The organism is Streptomyces sp. NPDC096152, from assembly GCF_044763235.1.
Lineage (GTDB): Bacteria > Actinomycetota > Actinomycetes > Streptomycetales > Streptomycetaceae > Streptomyces.
Genome location: NZ_JBIWFW010000002.1, coordinates 251,464 through 270,369, shown reverse-complemented (window position 1 = coordinate 270,369; position 18,906 = coordinate 251,464). Strand labels below are relative to the sequence as shown.

The 18,906-nt window shown below is 72.7% G+C and carries 16 protein-coding genes and 1 pseudogene; 7 read left to right on the top strand and 10 right to left on the bottom strand.

Features of this window, described 5'->3' with window-relative positions; all coding sequences use genetic code 11:
* Window positions 1-19 precede the first annotated feature (19 nt).
* The 4 genes from ACIQ9G_RS06650 to ACIQ9G_RS06635 all read right to left on the bottom strand — a co-directional run bounded on the left by ACIQ9G_RS06650 (window position 20) and on the right by ACIQ9G_RS06635 (window position 4,938).
* Window positions 20-3,106, bottom strand: coding sequence for an FAD-binding and (Fe-S)-binding domain-containing protein (locus ACIQ9G_RS06650; RefSeq protein ID WP_403607221.1), 3,087 nt, complete (start codon window positions 3,104-3,106; stop codon window positions 20-22).
* A gap of 199 nt (window positions 3,107-3,305) precedes the next feature.
* On the bottom strand, window positions 3,306-3,596 hold the full coding sequence (locus ACIQ9G_RS06645) for a DUF6510 family protein (RefSeq protein WP_403607219.1): 291 nt from the start codon (window positions 3,594-3,596) through the stop codon (window positions 3,306-3,308).
* A 29-nt stretch (window positions 3,597-3,625) separates the two neighbouring features.
* Window positions 3,626-4,369, bottom strand: coding sequence for an FAD-binding oxidoreductase (locus tag ACIQ9G_RS06640; protein WP_403607217.1), 744 nt, complete (start codon window positions 4,367-4,369; stop codon window positions 3,626-3,628).
* The gene (locus ACIQ9G_RS06635; RefSeq protein ID WP_403607215.1) at window positions 4,339-4,938 is read right to left on the bottom strand and encodes a molybdopterin-dependent oxidoreductase; all 600 of its coding nucleotides are present in this window, start codon (window positions 4,936-4,938) and stop codon (window positions 4,339-4,341) included. The genes ACIQ9G_RS06640 and ACIQ9G_RS06635 overlap by 31 nt, the downstream gene beginning before the upstream one ends.
* A 225-nt stretch (window positions 4,939-5,163) precedes the next feature.
* On the opposite strand from ACIQ9G_RS06635, the gene ACIQ9G_RS06630 reads away from it, so the two are divergent.
* Complete coding sequence (locus tag ACIQ9G_RS06630; protein ID WP_403607213.1) at window positions 5,164-5,595, top strand: BlaI/MecI/CopY family transcriptional regulator; 432 nt, start codon at window positions 5,164-5,166, stop codon at window positions 5,593-5,595.
* A gap of 86 nt (window positions 5,596-5,681) precedes the next feature.
* On the opposite strand, the gene ACIQ9G_RS06625 is transcribed toward ACIQ9G_RS06630, so the two are convergent.
* The 4 genes from ACIQ9G_RS06625 to ACIQ9G_RS06610 form a co-directional block, all read right to left on the bottom strand.
* On the bottom strand, window positions 5,682-7,364 hold the full coding sequence (locus ACIQ9G_RS06625; protein ID WP_403607211.1) for a multicopper oxidase family protein: 1,683 nt from the start codon (window positions 7,362-7,364) through the stop codon (window positions 5,682-5,684).
* Between the two features lie 96 nt (window positions 7,365-7,460).
* Entirely contained in the window at window positions 7,461-7,976 is a 516-nt protein-coding gene (locus ACIQ9G_RS06620; protein ID WP_403607209.1) for a hypothetical protein, read from the bottom strand.
* A gap of 139 nt (window positions 7,977-8,115) precedes the next feature.
* Complete coding sequence (galT, locus tag ACIQ9G_RS06615; RefSeq protein ID WP_403607207.1) at window positions 8,116-9,153, bottom strand: galactose-1-phosphate uridylyltransferase; 1,038 nt, start codon at window positions 9,151-9,153, stop codon at window positions 8,116-8,118.
* Window positions 9,154-9,169: 16 nt separating this feature from the next.
* A complete protein-coding gene (locus ACIQ9G_RS06610; protein WP_403607205.1) occupies window positions 9,170-9,409 on the bottom strand; it encodes a YHS domain-containing protein in 240 nt (79 codons plus the stop codon).
* Window positions 9,410-9,656: 247 nt separating this feature from the next.
* On the opposite strand from ACIQ9G_RS06610, the gene ACIQ9G_RS06605 reads away from it, so the two are divergent.
* Window positions 9,657-9,959, top strand: coding sequence for a heavy-metal-associated domain-containing protein (locus tag ACIQ9G_RS06605; RefSeq protein ID WP_403607203.1), 303 nt, complete (start codon window positions 9,657-9,659; stop codon window positions 9,957-9,959).
* A gap of 109 nt (window positions 9,960-10,068) precedes the next feature.
* Entirely contained in the window at window positions 10,069-12,345 is a 2,277-nt protein-coding gene (locus ACIQ9G_RS06600) for a heavy metal translocating P-type ATPase (protein ID WP_403607201.1), read from the top strand.
* Between the two features lie 350 nt (window positions 12,346-12,695).
* On the opposite strand, the gene ACIQ9G_RS06595 is transcribed toward ACIQ9G_RS06600, so the two are convergent.
* Window positions 12,696-13,643: an MIP/aquaporin family protein gene (locus tag ACIQ9G_RS06595; protein ID WP_403607199.1), complete on the bottom strand. Its 948-nt coding sequence runs from the start codon at window positions 13,641-13,643 to the stop codon at window positions 12,696-12,698.
* Between the two features lie 217 nt (window positions 13,644-13,860).
* On the opposite strand from ACIQ9G_RS06595, the gene ACIQ9G_RS06590 reads away from it, so the two are divergent.
* Window positions 13,861-14,202, top strand: a complete 342-nt coding sequence (locus ACIQ9G_RS06590) for an STAS domain-containing protein (RefSeq protein ID WP_403607197.1) — start codon at window positions 13,861-13,863, stop codon at window positions 14,200-14,202.
* Window positions 14,203-14,269: 67 nt separating this feature from the next.
* Here ACIQ9G_RS06590 and ACIQ9G_RS06585 read toward each other — a convergent pair whose 3' ends face one another.
* Entirely contained in the window at window positions 14,270-14,818 is a 549-nt protein-coding gene (locus ACIQ9G_RS06585) for a transposase (protein ID WP_403607195.1), read from the bottom strand.
* Between the two features lie 294 nt (window positions 14,819-15,112).
* Here ACIQ9G_RS06585 and ACIQ9G_RS06580 point away from each other — a divergent pair, with 294 nt between their 5' ends.
* The 3 genes and pseudogenes from ACIQ9G_RS06580 (at window position 15,113) to ACIQ9G_RS06570 (ending at window position 18,685) form a co-directional block, all read left to right on the top strand.
* Window positions 15,113-16,861 (top strand): TIGR03767 family metallophosphoesterase, encoded by a 1,749-nt coding sequence (locus ACIQ9G_RS06580; RefSeq protein ID WP_403607193.1) that lies wholly within the window; start codon window positions 15,113-15,115, stop codon window positions 16,859-16,861.
* Window positions 16,862-17,087: 226 nt separating this feature from the next.
* A pseudogene (locus tag ACIQ9G_RS06575) lies at window positions 17,088-17,790 on the top strand (TerD family protein); the annotation flags it as partial.
* Between the two features lie 367 nt (window positions 17,791-18,157).
* Window positions 18,158-18,685, top strand: coding sequence for a hypothetical protein (locus ACIQ9G_RS06570; protein WP_403607191.1), 528 nt, complete (start codon window positions 18,158-18,160; stop codon window positions 18,683-18,685).
* Window positions 18,686-18,906: the final 221 nt, after the last annotated feature.

Here is an 18,906-nt window from a genome sequence, read left to right as displayed (position 1 = left end):
CGGGCCGTGCCCGGGGGGGTCACGGGCGGCGCAGGTGTCTGAGCGCCGTCCGGCCGGCCGCGGCCGCCGCCGTGGCCGCGAGGACCGCGGCACCCGCGGTGGCCCCCCACCGGGCCGGGCCGGCCGGCGGCGCGGGCCGCTCGGCCAGGCGCTCGGGCTCCCGGCTGGGCAGGTTCCCCCGGAGGCCGAGGGCGAGCACCTCGGCCAGGTGCAGGGCCCGGCGGCCGGTGTCGCCCTGTTCGATCTGGGTGCGGCAGCTGAAGCCGTCGGCGAGCACCAGGCTGCCGGGGGCCGCCGCGCGGACGGCGGGCAGGACGCCCTGTTCCGCGACGGCCATGGAGACGTCGTGGTGGCCGCGTTCGAAGCCGAAGTTGCCGGCCAGGCCGCAGCAGCCCTCGTCCAGGACGTCGGCGTCGAGGCCGGCGCGGCGCATGAGTTCCCGGTCGGCGTCGAACTTCATGATCGCGTGCTGGTGGCAGTGGGTCTGCACGGTCGCCTGCCGGGCGAGCCGCGGCGGCTCCCAGCCGTCGGGCGCGTGGTGCACGAGTTGCTCGGCGAAGGTGCGGAGCTGCCCGGCCAGCCGCCGCACGTCCTGGTCGTCCGGCATCAGTTCGGGCGCGTCGGACAGGAACACCGCGGTGCAGGAGGGTTCGAGGCCGATGATCGCGGTGCCCGCCTCCAGGTAGGGCCGCAGCACGTCCAGCGTGCGTCGCAGCACCTTCTGAGCGACGGTCAGCTGGCCGGTGGAGATCCACGTCAGGCCGCAGCACACGGGCTCGGTGGGGACGGCGACCTTGAAGCCCGCGTCCTCCAGGACCCGTACGGCCGAGATCGCGACGGACGGGTGGAAGTAGGTGCTGAAGGTGTCGGGCCAGAGCAGCACGGTCCGCGGGTCGGCCGGGTCCGGCTCCTCGGTGCCCCGCTCGCGCCACCACCGGACGAACGACTGCCGCGCGAACACCGGCGCCTGCCGCTCTTCGGCCACCCCGGCCAGCCGCTTGCCGGCGCGGGCCAGACCGGGCGCCTGAAGCACCGCGTTGACCAGGGACGGGGCGATCCGGGAGAGCCGGGCCCACAGCGGCAGCCAGCCCATGGAGTAGTGGGCGGCGGGACGCAGCCGGCCCTCGTAGTGGTGGGAGAGGAACTCGGCCTTGTAGGTGGCCATGTCGACGCCGACCGGGCAGTCCGACTTGCAGCCCTTGCAGGCCAGGCACAGGTCGAGCGCGTCGCGCACCTCGGTGGAGCGCCAGCCGTCGGTGATCGTGGAGTCGGCGTGCCCGTCGAGCATCTCGAACAGCAGACGGGCCCGGCCCCGGGTGGAGTGCTCCTCCTCCCGGGTCGCCCGGTACGAGGGGCACATCACGCCGCCGGAGTGGCTGCGGCAGTTGCCGACGCCGACGCAGCGCATCACCGCGCGGGTGAAGGAGTGCTCGTCCTCCGGGTAGCCGAAGTGGGTCGCGGGCGTGGCGGGCCGCCAGGCGGGGCCGAGGCGGAGCTGCCCGTCGACCGGGTTGGGGTCGACGACCTTGCCCGGGTTCATCCGGTTGCCCGGGTCGAACAGCCTCTTCATCTCGCCGAAGGCGGTCACCAGCCGTTCGCCGAACATCCGGGTCAGCAGTTCGCCCCGGGACTGGCCGTCGCCGTGCTCGCCGGACAGCGAGCCGCCGTAGGAGGCCACGAGGTCGGCGGCTCGCTCCAGGAAGCGGCGGAAGTCGGCTACGCCCTCGGCGGTCTTCAGCCCGAACGGGATGCGGGTGTGCACACAGCCCTGCCCGAAGTGTCCGTACAGGGACGGATGGTCGTAGCCGAACTCGTCGAACAGGCCCTTCAGGTCGCGCAGGTAGGCGCCGAGCCGCTCCGGCGGTACGGCCGAGTCCTCCCAGCCCTCCCAGGTCTCCCGGTCGTCCGGCGGCCGCGCGGTCACCCCGAGGCCGGCCTCACGGGCCTTGAGCATCCTCTGCTCGCGCTCGGGGTCGTCGGAGAAGGCCACGTCCGGGTCCTTCTCACCGCGGCCGAGAGCGCGCAGCAGCGCGTGCGCCTGCTCGTCGACGTCCTCCTGGCTGTCACCGCTGTACTGCACCAGCAGCCAGCTGCCGCCCTCGGGCAGCGCGGCCAGCGACTCCAGGTGGGCGCCCTCCTCGCGCATCAGCTGCGCCATGCGCCCGTCCAGCGCCTCCAGTTGGCTGGGCGAGCAGTGCCGGAGCAGCCGGGACACGTCGTCCCCCGCCCGGCAGATGTCCGGGTAGCCGAGGACCAGCAGCGACTGGTACGGCGGCACGGGGACCAGGTCCAGTTCGGCGCGCAGGACGGTCACCAGGGTGCCCTCGCTGCCGACGAGGGCCCGGGCGACGTCGAAGCCGTTCTCCGGCAGCAGCGAGTCGAGGTTGTAGCCGGAGACCCGCCGGGGGATCTTCGGGTAGCCGCGCCGGATGTCGCCCAGGTACTCCGCGACCAGGCGGTCCAGGCCGTCGTAGATCTCGGCGCGGCGCCCGCCCTCCGCTGTGATCCGCGCCCGCTCCGCGCGCGAGGTCGGCCCGACCCACATGCGCAGGCCGTCGTAGGTGAGGACCTCCAGTCGACGCACGTTGTCCACGGTCTTGCCGTAGGCCTGGGCCGAGGCGCCGCAGGAGTTGTTGCCGATCATGCCGCCGAGGGCGCAGTGGCTGTGCGTGGACGGCTTGGGGCCGAACTGCAGACGGTGGCCGGACAGCCGCCGGTTCAGCTCGTCGAGGACGATGCCCGGCTCGACCACGCAGGTGCGGGCCTCGGGGTCGACGGAGACCAGGCCGTGGCAGTACTTGCTCCAGTCGATCACCACGGCGGCGTTGGCCGACTGGCCCGCCAGACTGGTGCCGCCGCCGCGCGACAGGACCGGGGCGCCGAAGCGTGCGCACACCTCCACGGCGTGGGCCCCGGCCTCGACGGTGCGCGGGACCACCACGCCGAGGGGCACCTGTCGGTAGTTGGAGCCGTCCGTGGAGTAGGCGCCCTTGCTGCCCGCGTCGAACCGGACCTCGGCGTCCACGGCCGCTCGCAGCGCCCGCTCCAGCCGTGTCACGTCCACCGCGGAGACATCGGGTGCTTCGAGGGGAGAGTTGCGGGACATCGGGTCGACCGCCTTCCTGCACGAGCGGGGGCGCGCGACGGCACTGCCGCCGCTTACGGTGTCCGGGTACCCACTCTTGCAGTGTGCAACGTTGATTTTTTCGCCCGGCCGGCGGTCGTGTTCCCCGGGACGGCGGACCACCCCGGGGACGGAACTTCCCCCAGGTACCGCCGGTGGCGATCGCATCGATCCGGTTCGGTCATCGAGGGCGGGCCGCCTGCCCGGCGCGGAACCGGAAGGCGCCCGTGCCGCCGCCCAGGGTCAGCCAGATGTGCTCGCCCTCCCGGACCAGCCGAAGGGCGATGTGCGCGCATCCCGGGCACCGGGCGGTCAGGCCCGGTTCGGGCCCGTAGACGTGCAGCTGGGCCATGGGGCCCGACCGCGCGCACTCCGGGCAGCGCCACCAGGCGGTGGTGGTCTCCACGGAGAGGATCTCCGAGAGCGGGCCGGCCAGGCAGTTGCCGTCGAGATGGGTGGTGGTGTCCGACATGGGGACCTCCCCTGGGACGGGCGGACAGGTCAGCCGAAGCGTTCGGTGCGGATGGTGGCGGGGTCGCGGCCGAGAGCGACGAGCAGGTCGGCGACGGACTCGACGAACCCCGTCGGCCCGCAGATGTAGACGGGGCTGCCCGGCTCCAGCCGGGCCGACGGCTCGTGCAGGTCGTCCGCGCTCACCCGGCCCGGTTCGCGGGAGCTGTCCAGCGGTGACCGGCGGGTGTACACGATGCGTACGTCGACCAGCGGATCCTCGTGGAAGAGGTCGTCCCGGTACCAGACCTCCTCGGGACCGCGCACCGAGTACAGCAGGTGGAAGGGGCTGCGCGAGCCGGCCCGCCGGTGGGCGCGGACCATCGCCGCGAGCGGGACCACTCCGGAGCCACCGGCCACCAGCAGCACCGGCTCGCTGTCCTCGCCGCGCCACACGAACCAGTTGCCGAGCGGTCCCCGCATCTCGACATCCGCGTCCAGCGGGAGCCGGTGCGCCAGATACGGCGAGACCTCCCCGCCGGGGACGGCCTGGACGCCCAGCTCGACGCGGTCGCCGTCGGCGGGCGCGGCCAGGGAGTAACTGCGTACGGCCTGGTAGCCGTCGTCGGCGGTGAGCCGTACGTCGACGTGCTGGCCGGGCAGGTGGCCGGGCCAGCCGGGCACGGTGAAGACCAGGGAGCGGGCGGAGCGGGACTGGACGTGGCGCTCGGCCAGCCGCGCGGCGCGCCAGGCGATGCGCACGGTCAGTCGCCCCAGGTGCGCTGCTCGCGCCACGGGTCGCCGTGATTGTGGTAGCCGACGGACTCCCAGAAGCCGGGTTCGTCCTCCGTGGTGAGCCGCAGGCCGCGCACCCATTTCGCCGACTTCCACAGGTACAGGTGCGGTACGAGCAGCCGGGCGGGGCCGCCGTGCTCGGGCGACAGGGGGTAGCCGTCGTAGCCGTGCACGATCCACGCCTTGCCGTCGAGGAGGTCCTCCAGCGCGAGGTTGGTGGTGTAGCCGCCGTGACTGTCGACGACGGCGTGGTGCGCCGTCGTCTCGACGTCCTCCAGGAAGAGGTCCAGCGGGACCCCGCGCCACCGCGTGTCGAACTTCGACCAGCGGGTCACGCAGTGGATGTCCTGGACGGTGTCCTGCTGCGGCAGGGCCATCATCCGGTCCCAGGTCCAGGCGTGCGTCTCGCCGCGCTCGGTGGTCACCGTGAAGGTCCAGGTGCCGGTCTCCACGCGCGGTGTCGGCCCGGCCGACAGCACGGGGAAGGACTCGGTCGGGTACTGGCCGGGCGGCAGGCGGTCCACCAGGGAACGGGCGCGCCCGCGGAATCCGGGTGAGAAGGACGTCACGACGCCACCTCCTGAGCGCGTGTGCGGGCTGCCCTGCCGGTACGCGGACCCATCTCTCAGTCTCGGCGGACCGCGGCGGCCTGACCACTCGGCGACCTTGGAGCGGCGAAAGCACGGGGCCGGCGAGGGGGGCGCGGTGGGCGCCTGTCCCAAGGCACGGTTGCGCTCCGGGGTCGCGCTCTACGATGAGGTCGACCACCACGGCGGAGAGAGAGCAGCGGGGCCATGCGACGGCTGGGGGATCTGGAGGCGGAGATCATGGACCGCCTGTGGAGGTGGAAGCGCCCGGCGACGGTGCGGGAGATCGTCGACGACATCAACCGGACCCGGCCCGTCGCGTACACCACGGTGATGACCGTCGCCAACATCCTCCATTCCAAAGGCTGGCTGGTACGCGAGGAGAAGGACGGTCGCGCCTGGCTGTACGAGCCGGTCCGCACCCGGGAGGAGTACTCCGCCGCCCTCATGGAGGACGCCCTCGACGCCAGCGAGGACCGGCCCGTGGCGCTCGCCCACTTCGTCGGCCACATGACCGCCGCCGAGCGCAGCGCGCTGCGCAAGGCCCTGCGCGCCGTGGGGAGAGATCCCGGCTCCGGCTCCGGCTCCGGCTCCGGCTCCGGCTCCGGCTCCGGCTCCGGCTCCGGCTCCGAGGCGTGAACGCGCCTGCCCGGTGCGCCGGTTCGGGGGGAGCGGGCGGTGTGCCGCGCTCCCCCTCCCCCGGTTCCGTCCCCGTCCCCTCCCCGTCAGGCCCGGTACGCCATCAGCGCCATCATCCCGGACTCCCCGTGGTACGCGTTGTGGCAGTGCAGCATCCACTGACCGGGATTGTCCGCGTCCAGGTAGACGGACACCGTCCGCTTCGGCAGCACGATCGTGGTGTCCTTGCGGGGGCCGCCGGTGCCGAGCTGGTAGGTGTGGCCGTGCAGGTGCATCGGGTGCCACATGGTGGTCCGGTTGACGAAGTCCAGCCGGACCCGCTGGCCCTTTTCGACGAGGATCGGGTGCGTGGTCGGGTCGTTCACGTCGAACCGCTTGCCGTTGATGCCCCAGTCGTAGCCGGCCATCCCCCCGGTCAGTTCGACGCGGTGCACCCGGTCGGTCCTCTTCGCCGGGAGCCGGACGTCGTCCGCCGGCTTCAGCCGGTCCGCCGTCATGACCATGCCGCCCAGCTGGGACGGACGGACGGTGGGCCCGGGCGCACGGCCTGATCCGGTGCGGACCAGGGCCATGCCACTGGCGTTCTTGCCCTCGGCGAGCGCGACCAGCGGGAAGACGCCGTCGCCGAGGGGCACCGTGACGTCGTAGCGCTCCCCCATGCCGATCAGCAGCGCGTCGGTCTCGCCGGGCCGGACCGGGAAGCCGTCGGTGTGGGTGACGGTCATCCTGTGGCCGCCGAGCGCCACCCGGTACGCCGTGTCGCTCGCGGCGTTGATGATCCGGATCCTGACCCGGGAGCCGGGCTTGGCCCGGTGGACCTCGGGGTCGGCCGGGACGCGGCCGTTGACCAGGTGGTACGGGTACTTGACGTCCCCGGCGTCGCCCCCGAGCAGCGGACTCCGGGCGCCCATGAGCATGAACCTCATGGGCATGCCGCCGCCGGAGGCGGACGGGGACGCGCTCATCCCGTTCATGCTCCCGCCGCTCATGTCCATCCCGCCCATGTCCCCCATGCCACCCATGCCGTCGCCGGAGGAGGAACCGCCGGAGCCGGAACCGGAGCCCGATCCCATGTCCATGCCGTCCATACCGTCCATACCACCCATGCCCTGCCTGAGTTCCGCGAAGACCTCGTCGGGGGTGCCGGTCACGCCGTCGACCCAGTCGTCGAGGACGACCACCCACTCGTCGTCGTACTTGAGCGGCTCGTGCGGGTCCTCGACGATCAGCGGCGCGTAGAGGCCGCGGTCGAGCTGGACGCCGACGTGGGGGTGGAAGAAGTAGGTGCCGGGCGTGTCCGCGATGAAGCGGTAGGTGAAGTTGCCGCCCGCCCGGACGGCGGCCTGCGTCGCCGGGGGCACGCCGTCCATGTCCGCGCGCAGGGCGATGCCGTGCCAGTGGACGGAGGTCGTGGTCCTGCCCGGGAGCTGGTTGGAGAGTTCGGCGGCGAGCGTGTCGCCCGCGGACAGCCGCAGTTCCCGGCCCGGGGTCCGGCCGCTGAAGGCCCAGCTCCTGGCCCTGACGCCGCCGCCGAGGTCGAGCGTGGCGGGCGCGGCGGTCAGCGTGACCTTCCGCACCCGGCCGGTGCTCCCGCGCTTCCTCTCCGTCGTGGCGACCACCTCGTCGGCGGGGCCGACCAGCCCGGCGTGGCCCTCGGAGGTACCGGACCTGCCGGAGGTGCCGGAATTGCCGCTGCAGGCCGCGAGGGCGCCCGCGCCCGCGGCGCCGAGTCCTGCCAGCAGCAGGGATCGGCGATTGATGCTGTTCATGATGAGTCCTCTTCTCGATGTGCTCCGTCGGTCGGGCCGTGGGCGGGCACACCTCGCTCCCGGACGGTTGCGCGAGGGTGACGCCCGGGGCGCGGCCTAGATGAGCAGCCGGGAGAGGAGGGAGAGATCGGGCGGGGCGCGGTGCGCCACCCCGTGGGGAGAGTGCGCCGCTCGGACGCCGTGGACGGCGTCCGCCGGGCCGGCGCGGGGGTCGGCGGGCGGCGACACGAGCTGCACGGTGCTGAGACCCGCGGCGGAGCAGTGCCCCGCGGCCGCGCTCGAACAGGTGTTGTCGCCGCTGCCCGCCGGCAGGTCTGCGGCGCCGAGGGTCTTGGTGGCTCCGGTGACCGTCGTGGTCCTGGTTCCGGTGGCCGGGGACGCGTGCCCCATGCCGGGCATCGCATCCGTGCCGTGCATGGCGCTCATGTCGCGCACGGCCCTCGTGCCCGACATCGCGCTCACGGACGCCGGTGACCCCGGAACGGCCATGGGCCCGGCGGCGTCATGATGGACGAGCACGGCGAACGCGGCGAGCACCGCGACGACGGCACCCCAGACACAGCGGACGGCGCCGTTCGACGCCTCACCCCACCGACCTGTGGTTCCCGTCATCTCTTCCCGCGCCCGGCTCGTCGGACAGAACTGTGGCCAATATACCCGTACGGGGTATCGCAGCCCTGGTTCGGAATACCAGACGGCCCCGGCGGGCCAGAAGAGCGACGGTCGCCGGAACAGAGCGCGCCCGCCACGGTCACGGCCTCCCCGGGCCCGCCACGGGACGAAGGGCGCCGCGCAGCTCCGCGGCGCCCTCTTCGGGCGGCAGCGGGTTGACGGCGATGTCTGTGCCGAGTTCGAAGCCGGCGGGTTCGGCCAGGCGGGGGGCGATCCGGAGGTGCCAGGCGAAGCAGGCGGTGCCTTCTTCGCCGTTGGGGGCATTGATCAGTGCGTAGTTGTACGGGATGTCGCCGAGCAGGTCGCGCAGTGCGGTGAGGACGCGGCGCAACAGGGAGGCGGTCCGGTCCAGGCAGGCGTCGGAGGCGTCGCCGAAGGACGCCTCGTGGTGGCGGGGAAGGATCAGCGTCTCGTACGGGGTGCGGGCCGCGTAGGGGGCGAGCGCCACGACGTGGTCGGTGGTGGCGACGACGCGCTCCCCGTCGGCGAGTTCGGCGGCGGTGTGGTCGACGTAGAGGCACCGGCCGTGATCGTCGTAGTAGCCACGGGCGATGTCGAACAGCCGGCGGAAGCGGGCCGGGACGATGGGTGTGGCGACGATCTGCGAGTGGGGGTGGGGCAGCGAGGTGCCGGCCCCGGCTCCGTGGTTCCGGAAGGGCAGCACGATCCCAGGGCGTCGGTCGCGCAGTGCCCGGCAGCGGGCGCGGTAGGCACGCAGGACGTCGGCGACGGCGGCGTCGTCGCCGTCGGGCAGGTCCCAGTCGTGGGCGCGTGACTCGATGACGACCTCGTGGCTGCCGACGCCCTCCACCGAGAGGCGCAGGCCGGCCGTGTGGTGGCGGGCCGGGCGGTCGGCGGGCGTCAGCACGGGGTAGCGGTTGGGCACGACCCGCAGGCGCCAGTTCGAGGGCGCGGTGCCCGAGGGGGTGGGAAGGCGCCAGACCTCGGGCGGAGTGGCGTCCTCCCGGCCCGGGCAGAAGGGGCAGGCCGGGTCGGCGGGCGGGCGCCGGCGCGGGGACGGGCCCCCGGGTCCGGGCATCCTGTGGGGGCGTCGGCCCCGGGCGGGCGCGATGGCCACCCAGTCGTGGGTGAGGGGATCGCGCCGCAGCTCGGACACGGGCGTGCTCCCCCGCTCAGGTGACCGGGGAGGTGCCGTGACGGGCCCGGGCCACCGCGCGCCAGAACAGCTCCGGGTCGGCGGCGAACTGGCGCGCGCAGGAGTCGGAGCAGAACCGGAACTCCCTGCCCCGGTATCGGGTGGGATGGACGCCGGCGCCGTCGATGCGCATCCCGCAGACCGGATCCCGGTCCTCGCCCGCGCACGCGCGGTGGGCGTCCAGGCCCCGTCGTCCCACGTCCACGCTCTGGAGCACGGCCGCTCACCTCTCCTCCCACCGGTCGGCGGAAACGCGAGCGCTGTGCCCTCCACTGTCGCCGCCGCCGCTCGCGGGCAGTAGGGGCCCTCCGTCCTGCCCGCAGGGCCACCCGGCCCAGCGGGTGTAGCCCGCATCACGCGTGACGAATACCCCAGGGGGGTATAGTCTCGACGGCGTCGGGACGGGTTCGGCACCACCCCCGTCCTACGATCGACCCCGCACGTCCGACCCCGAGGAAGTAACCATGACGACCGAACAGACGAACTCCAGCTCCTGCTGCGGCGGCTCCGGCGGTTCCTGCGGCTCGGGTGCCGCGGCCGAGGTCCGGGACAGCGGCGTCACCACCGTCTACCAGGTCTCCGGCATGACCTGCGGCCACTGCGAGGGCGCCGTCTCCGAGGAGATATCCGCCCTGGACGGCGTCAGCGCGGTCAAGGCCGTCGCCGCGACCGGCGAGGTCACCGTCACCTCCGCCGCGCCGCTCGACGAGGCCGCCGTCCGCGCCGCCGTCGACGAGGCCGGCTACGAGCTCGTCGGCCGGGCCTGACCCCCGCCGGGCCCCGCCCCGGCGGCCCGCGCAGTCGCTCCCCCGCGCCGGGACGTATCGCTCCGCTGATACGGACGCTGTGCGTCCCGGCCTCCCTCAGGAGATACGTATGACCAGCACGGCAACCGAGAAGGCGTCCGCCGGCACGACACCCGCGGCCTCGTCCGAGGTCGAGCTCTCCATCGGCGGCATGACGTGCGCCTCGTGCGCGGCACGCGTCGAGAAGAAGCTCAACCGCATGGACGGCGTCACGGCGACGGTCAACTTCGCCACCGAGAAGGCGAAGGTCTCGTACCCGGCGGGCGTCGAGGTCGCCGACCTCATCGCCACGGTGGTGAAGACCGGCTACACCGCCGAGGAGCCGCCGCCCCCGGCCCCGAAGGCCGAGGGCACGGGCGAGGCGGCCCCGGCGGCGGACGGCGAGCTGCTCTCCCTGCGGCAGCGGCTGCTGGTGTCCCTGACGCTCTCCGTCCCCGTGGTGCTCCTGGCGATGGTGCCGGCGCTGCAGTTCGACAACTGGCAGTGGCTGTCGCTGACGCTGGCCGCGCCGGTCGTCGTCTGGGGTGCCCTGCCGTTCCACCGTGCCGCGTTCACCAACGCCCGGCACGGCGCCGCCACCATGGACACGCTGGTGTCCATCGGCACCCTCGCCGCGTTCGGCTGGTCGCTGTGGGCGCTGTTCTTCGGGCACGCCGGTATGCCGGGGATGAGGCACGGCTTCGAGTTCACCGTCTCCCGCACCGACGGCTCGTCCTCCATCTATCTGGAGGCCGCCGCGGGGGTGACCGCCTTCATCCTGGCCGGGCGCTATCTGGAGGCGCGGTCCAAGCGCAAGGCGGGCGCCGCCCTGCGCGCCCTGCTCGAACTGGGCGCCAAGAACGTCTCGGTACTGCGGAGTGGTGCGGAAGTACGGATTCCCGTGGCCGAGCTGGCGGTCGGCGACCGCTTCGTCGTCAGGCCCGGCGAGAAGGTCGCGACGGACGGGACCGTCGTCGAGGGCACCTCGGCGGTGGACGCCTCCATGCTGACGGGCGAGTCCGTGCCGGTGGACGTGACCGTGGGCGACGCGGTGACGGGCGCGACCGTGAACGCCGGGGGGCGCCTGGTCGTGGAGGCGGCGCGGGTCGGCGCGGACACCCAGCTCGCGCGGATGGCCAGGCTGGTGGAGGACGCGCAGAACGGCAAGGCGGAGGTGCAGCGCCTGGCCGACCGGATCTCCGCGGTCTTCGTGCCGGTGGTCATCCTCGTCGCCCTGGGCACGCTGCTGACCTGGCTGCTCGTCACCGGGGACGCGACCGCCGCCTTCACCGCGGCCGTGGCCGTCCTCATCATCGCCTGCCCGTGCGCGCTGGGGCTGGCCACGCCGACCGCCCTGATGGTCGGCACGGGCCGCGGTGCCCAGCTCGGCATTCTCATCAAGGGCCCGGAGGTGCTGGAGTCCACCCGCAAGGTCGACACCGTGGTACTGGACAAGACCGGCACCGTGACCACCGGCCGGATGGCCCTCCAGGACGTGGTCGCCGCCGAGGGGGTCGACGAGCGGGAACTGCTGCGGCTCGCGGGGGCGCTGGAACACGCCTCGGAGCATCCGATCGCCCAGGCGATCGCGGCGGGAGCCGGCGAGCGGGCCGGCGCCCTGCCGGTCCCGGAGAGCTTCGAGAACGTCGCCGGGCTCGGCGTGCAGGGCGTCGTCGACGGCCACGCCGTACTCGTCGGGCGGGAGAAGCTTCTGGAGGAGTGGGCCGTCCGGCTGCCCCGGGACCTCGCCGCGGCCAAGGCCGCCGCGGAGGCCGAGGGCCGGACGGCGGTCGCGGTGGCCTGGGACGGCGAGGCCCGCGGTGTGCTCGCGGTGGCCGACGCGGTCAAGGGGACCAGCGCGCGGGCCGTGGCGGAACTGCGGCGGCTGGGCCTGCGGCCCGTGCTTCTCACCGGGGACAACCAGGTGGTCGCCGAGTCGGTCGCCCGCTCGGTCGGCATCGACGAGGTGATCGCCGAGGTCCTGCCCCAGGACAAGGTGGACGTGGTCAAGCGGCTTCAGGCTCAGGGCCGTACGGTCGCGATGGTCGGCGACGGCGTCAACGACGCGGCCGCGCTCGCCACCGCCGACCTGGGCCTGGCGATGGGCACCGGCACGGACGCGGCGATCGAGGCCGGCGACCTGACGCTGGTACGGGGCGACCTGCTGGTGGCGGCGGACGCGATCCGGCTGTCCCGCAGGACGCTGGCCACCATCAAGGGCAACCTCTTCTGGGCCTTCGGCTACAACGTGGCCGCCCTGCCGCTGGCCGCCTTCGGCATGCTCAACCCGATGATCGCGGGGGCGGCGATGGCCTTCTCCTCGGTCTTCGTCGTCACCAACAGCCTGCGGCTGCGGTCCTTCAAGTGACCTCGCGAGGTTCTGCCCAGCGGCCCTGAGCGTTCCGCCACGCGGAAGAGGCGCCCGGTCCTCCGGCCGGACGCCTCCGTGTCGGCGGACGCCGTGGGCCGCGGACGCCATGACCACGGGCGCCTGCCGCCGGGGCCGCGTGAGCCACGGGAGCCGGCCGCCGGCAGCGATCGACCTCCGGTGTCCCGGAATCCGCGCGTCCGGCGGATATGCGAAAGCCGCCCGGCGGCGCTGGTGTCGCGCTGCCGGGCGGCTCTGGGGCCGTACGTCTGTGTGGTTGTCCGCGGGGGTCGGTGGCTCGTGGCCGGTGGCCGGTGTCCCCCTCACCCGCCGCCGGTCACAGGCCGCGGTTACTCCTCGTCGGCCGCGGTCACGGGCCGGCCGCGCCCGACCTCGGGGGCCTCGCCCTGCTGGGCGCGGAGCTGGAGGATGTCGCCGATGAACAGGTCGTAGACCAGCACGCCGATCACGCCGCCGACGAGCGGGCCGACGATCGGGATCCAGAAGTAGTTGCTGAACGCCCCGGCCAGGGTGCCGGGGAGCGCGAGGTCCTGCCATCCGGCGACCCAGGTGAACAGCCGCGGGCCGAAGTCACGGGCCGGGTTGATGGCGTACCCGGCGTTCGCCCCGTAGGACATGCCGATGGCGGCGACGGCGAACCCGATCAGCAGCGGCCCGAGGTTGGCCTTCACTCCGGTGTTGCGCAGGTCGATGATCGCCACGACCAGCATGACCAGGAACGCGGTACCGACGATCTGGTCGATCAGCGGACCCCAGTTGCCCCCGTGGAAGTACGGCGCGGGGAACGTCCCGAAGATCGAGAAGGACGCGAGGGTGTGCCCGTTCGTCTTCGGCCCCGGCATCGCCTGGTCGAAGGCGCCGATCGCGTTGTGGTAGACGCCGTAGACCAGGGCCGCGCCGGTGAAGGCGCCGGCGAGCTGGGAGAACCAGTACGGGACCACCTTGATCCAGGGAAAGCGGCGCCGGACGGCGAACGCGAGTGTCACCGCCGGGTTGATGTGGGCCCCGCTGACGCCTCCGGCCACGTACACGCCGAAGACCACGGCCATCGCCCATCCCCAGGTGATCAGCAGCCAGTCGCCGGCGCTGATGAAGAAGGTGGTGGGGCCCTCGGTACGTCCCGACCCGGGCAGTGCCGCGACCGCCGTGGCGACCACGCCGCAGCCGAACGCGATGAGGACGAGGGTTCCCAGGAACTCTGCCAGACACTCGCCCCAAATACCTCCACGGCTCTTGAGCCGGGAGGGCTTGATGAGAGGCCTGATTTCGACGGCCATGCGGCCCCCTAGAGGTAGGGAAGCGTAACGGAATGGTGACCCAGCGCTGTCCTGCCGTCCCAGCCTGCGCCGACGGCACCGGGGCAGCAACATTTGCCTCCCGCGAGCGGGCTCTCCGGCACTCCCCCGCCCGGCGTACACCCCTCCGGCCACGGGTCGGCGGCAGCGCGACAATGGGGGTACCGCTTCAACCGAACGGGTGGCGGAGGAGGTCGCCATGACATCCGCATCACACCGTCCCGCCCCGCACCTGTCCGCCGTGGCCGCCGCCACGGCCGGCGGCCGGCGAGCCGAGCTGGCCCTGGCCGGGGAGCTCGACCTCGGTACCGTGCGCCAGCTCGAGGAACAGCTCGACGATCCGCTGTTGCGCCGGGCGGACGAATGGGTGGTGGACCTGAGCGGCGTCACCAGACTCGATCTGGCGTGCGCCTACGCCCTGCTGCGCGCGGCCACGCAACGGCCCGCGATCGCGCGGCTCACCGTCCGGGGCGCGCGGCGCACCGCCCAGCGGACCCTGCGCCACGCCGGTCTCGGGACGGTCGCGCTGATCGAGGAGTGACACCCGCTCGGCGCCGGGTCGGAGCACCACCGAGTCGGCACCACCGAGTCGGCCCCCGGTCGGCGCACTACCGGGTCGGTAGCACCGAGTCCGCCCCCGGTCGGCGCGCCCATGCGAGTCGGCGCGCCCATACGAGTCGGCGGCACGTCCCCGCGCGTTGGCGTCCCCGTGAGCCTGCGCCCCCGGTCAGCGCACCCTTCCGCGCGGCTTCAGCGGCACGGGCAGCAGCGCGGGGGCCGGCAGCGGGGCCGACGTAGCCCTTCACCTCACCGAATCGCTGTCGGTCCTGATCACGCGCTTCAGCCAGCCTCCGGGGGGGGAGCAGCCGGCACCGGGACGAGGCGGCGCCGTCCCCGACCGCCGGTCCGTCGTGGCGGATACAGGGGGCTCCCGTCTGCCGTGGCCCCGGGCAGAGCCGAGCAGACGCGGTCCATGGCGTCCAGCAAGCTCCTTGGCCCGGGGCGCCGGCGCGGTTGAGACGGTGGCGGTTGGTCCGGCCGGAAGTGGCGGAGCTAGGGGCTGCCCCGCAGAGGTGGGCGAAGGAAGCTTCGGACTCCAGCCGGTCGGGGTTGCCACCTGCGATGATCAGCAGCGAAGCGGGCTCCCATGAGTTCACAGGCGCTCGACCGGGCACATGCACCGCGGCACCGCCCAGCCAGTCGCACCCCCCGGGAGATGAGGCCGCTGTCCCGCGAAGTGAACAGGGAGTGACCGCCCCCCTGCCGCGCGACGAGCGGTCGTGAACGCTCAAGGTAGTCCAAGATCCACGTGCAGTGATTGGCGTCGTACGTTGCTTTCACGTTCGCACGCAGGTCACCGTCGGTGCCAACCATTCAGAGCGAGCGGGACGTTCGCGACAGCGACGGCCCCGCGACGACTGCTGACGCGTTCGCATCGGGGAGACCGCTCCATGTCGCGCACACGCTCTGTCGCCACGACGGCTACTCTGCATCGTCGCGCCCTGCTCGCCGCCGGGGCGGCGTCCCTCACCGCGGGCGTCGGACTCGCCCTGCGGCCCGAGGAGAGCCGGGCCGCCGGCGACCCGAACCATGGGGAGGTGCCCGTCGCCCACTCCCGGCAGGCGCCGGCCGCGCCCCTTGCCCCGTACACGAAGGGCACCACGCTCGCCACGGCCGCAGCGGCCCGTAACAGCTCAGGCTACCGCCGCCTTGGCGACGGCCCCGGCTGGAGCCGGGTAGTGCGCAGCGAACTGGCCGCGCCCAAGGCGGGACGCGCCGGGCGCCGAACCACGCTCGCCGCGTTCGTGCAGCTCACCGATCTCCATGTGATGGACAGCCAGCACCCGCTGCGCACGGAGTTCCTGCAAGCCGCCTCGCCGCGCTCCTGGCGCCCGCAGGAGGCGCTCACCGTGCAGGGCGCGATCTCCCTGGTCGAGCGGGTCAACACTCTGCGCGGCGCGCCGGTCACCGGCAGCCCCCTGGAGTTCGTCATCACCACCGGCGACAACACCGACAACAACTCCCGCATCGAGCTGGACTGGTATCTGAAGATACTCAGCGGCGGCCGCATCACCCCCGATTCGGGCGACCCGCGCCACTACGAGGGCGCCATGAGCAGCGGCCTGAGCCAGTACTGGCAGCCCGGCTCCACCGTCCGCGACCAGTACAAGCAACGCGGCTTCCCTCACATGGAGAGCTTCCTGCACGCCGCGACCCGCGAGGTGCGCAGCCCCGGCCTGAACCTGCCCTGGTACTCCACCGTCGGCAACCACGACTCCATCCTGGTCGGCTGCTTCGGGCACGGGGACTCCTACCTCACCGAGTTCGCCACCGGCGACCGCAAGCTGTTCACCGTGACCGCCGCCGAGGCCCGCAAGCTGCAGCAGAACATCAAGGACGGCTCCGACCCCAAGGGCCGGAGCCTGCGCGATCTGCTGAAGTCCCACACCCGCGCGATGCGCCGGGTCGCCCCGGACCACCGACGCGCCCTGTTCACGCCCGCCGAGTACGTCAAGGCCCACCTCGACCCGGCGCACTCCGGCCCCGGCCCGGTCGGCCACGGCTACACGCAGGCCAACCTCGCGGAGGGCACTCAGTACTACTCCTTCCGCGTCTCCGACCACGTCGTCGGCATCAGCCTCGACACCACCGACCCGCAGGGCAACTTCAGCGGCTCGATCGGCGCGGCCCAGATGTCCTGGCTCGAGCACACCCTGAACGCGCACAAGAACGAGTACGCCATCGTCTTCAGCCACTACACCAGCACCTCGATGTCCACCCCGCGCCCCGACCCCGCCCGCCCGAACGAGAAGCGCTGCAACGGCGACGAACTGCTCGCCCTGCTCGGCCGCCACCGCAACGTCGTCGCCTGGGTCAACGGCCATGTGCACCGCAACACCATCACCCCGCACACCGGCAGCGGCGGCCGCTCCTTCTGGGAGATCTCCACCGCCTCCCACGTGGACTTCCCCCAACTCGCCCGCGTCATCGAGCTGGTGGACAACAAGGACGGCACGCTCTCGCTGCACACCACCCTGGTCGAGTCCGCCGCGCCGCACCGCACGGACTTCACCGACCTGTCCCAGACCGGCCTCGCCGCCCTCTACCGCGAACTCGCATTCAACGCCCACGAAGGCTCCCTCACCCCCCACAGCGACCCCCGGGACCGCAACACGGAGCTGATGCTGAAGAAAGGCTGAGGTCCGCCGTTCAACAAGCTACGGCGGATGGGATGGGAGCTGGGGTGGGCAGTGGTTGCGGAGCGACCCTGGCCTGGTCAGGTCTGAGCGCCTGTGCTTTGGAGTCGGGCGTGCCGCAGTGCCGGGACCGTGACGGCCGGCGCGGCTGCCAGCAGACTGATCACGCCGCACCCGGTGAAGAAGATGGCCGCTCCCCGTATTTGCGCCGTGACGCCCGCGATGAGCGCGGGCGGCTGCCGCCGGGCTGAACATGATGACCTCCGTCAGCCGGCACACCAGCGTGCTGGTCACCAACGAACCGGCGGCCGATTCGGCAAAGGTCCGACGCGAACTCGCTGAAGACGTGCCGGTCGTCGACGAGCAGGCCTTCCTGCGGCTCCTGGCCGACGTAAGGCCGGGGACAGCGCATGAGGCGACGGCCGTCAGGACCGCCCCGGTGACTGAGCCGAAAGCAGAACAGGTCGGGCCCGTGAAGCCGGTGTCCACCACGACCTCTGCCGTACCCACCCGGGAAGCAGCTGCCCTCCCCACGGCCTCCCCCTGCGTGTCAGTCCCCGCGCCGCGCCAATCGGAGCCCTCTACCGACACCTTGGACAAGCCCCTGGCGCGACGTCGGGTACTGGTGCTCGGTGGCGTCCATGCCGATGCCGCGGCAGCTCGTACCCATGTCGTCCAGCTGGGCGGGTCCGCGGCGATCAACCTGTCCGCCGGCGGCACCGACGTCGTGCTGCTGCCGGGAGGAGAAGGCGGCCCCCGGCAGCAGCGGGGCACCTCTCGCCCGGGCCACCCTGGACGCCGCCACCACCGAACGAACCATGCTGCTCGTGGAGATCTACCGCAGGGGTCCGCTCCGGCGTCTGCGTGTCGTCGGCCAAGGCTACGACCACGGCCTCGACGCCCTCGCACGCGGATACGGCATCGCTGACTGAAGGACGGCGGCGCCGGATGGGGAGGTCTTCACGTCCCCTGGATCAGACCCGGCGGCGCGGAGCGGGTGACCACGCCCGCTCCACGGTGTGTGGGTCAACGGCGTACGGGATGGCAGCTGGGGGCGGTGGTGGGTGGAGGAGCGGATGCACGGCGGGGCGGGGCGGGGCGCGCCTCCCCTTGATCCGTATGGCGGTGACCGAGCGGCACACAGCCGCGCATCGATATGCAGTGAGTGCTGCGCTTCCACCTGTCCGGACTCGTAGCGTCACACCCTCAACGTGTATGAAATGCCAGTTATGAGAGCTTTCGTTACGTTCACCACAGGTCGGCCGCTCGGCCGACGCCCGGGAGTCAGAGGGAAGTGACATGCCCATGCGTGTTTTTACCGTGACCGCTGCCGGAGTAGGCGCGGCGGTCCTTGCCGCCGCCGGTATCACCTACGCCTCAACCGCCGGATCCACCCCTGCGTCCCCCTCTGTCCACCGGGCGGCCCGGCCTGTCCAACGAGCTGCCCCCGCCAAGTCTCCCTCGGAAGGCGGCAGCGCAAGCGGGGGGAAGGCCGAGGGCCGCGGCCGCGAGAGCGGCGGACGCGGCTACAGCCACAAGGAAGAGGGGAGGGTCTACTTCAACGAACGTGCGTTCTCCGCCTCCGCTGAGGGTTGCATCACTGCGGCCGGCGGACTGGGCTCCAGCAGCTTCAATGTTTTCAATGACAGCCGGAAGATTGTCGAGGTCTTCCGCGGCTTCAACTGCGACAACGGCGCTCCGGTCGCCACCGTGGGACCCCACGGCGCCACCAGTGGCGTTGTGACCCGTACCGTCCGCGGGGCCGTGTTCGGCGACGATGGCGTCGTGGGCAGCTTCCTGGTGATCGGCGACCACGACGAGTGGTGACAGCGCCGCCCAGAGCACAGGAAAGTTCCCGGCCCGCTGGAATCAGGCCGCGTTCCCGGCTGTGGATGTGCCGCAGGAGCGAGCGTCTTCGGGGGCCGTCGCGGGCCGTCCTAGGGCGCGCAACGACGACCAACGCTGACAATCACCGACGGCCACAAGTCAGCGAGGCGGAGCCGGACCCGCCTGCCTTGTGGGTGCACGGACCCATGTGAGAGACCCAT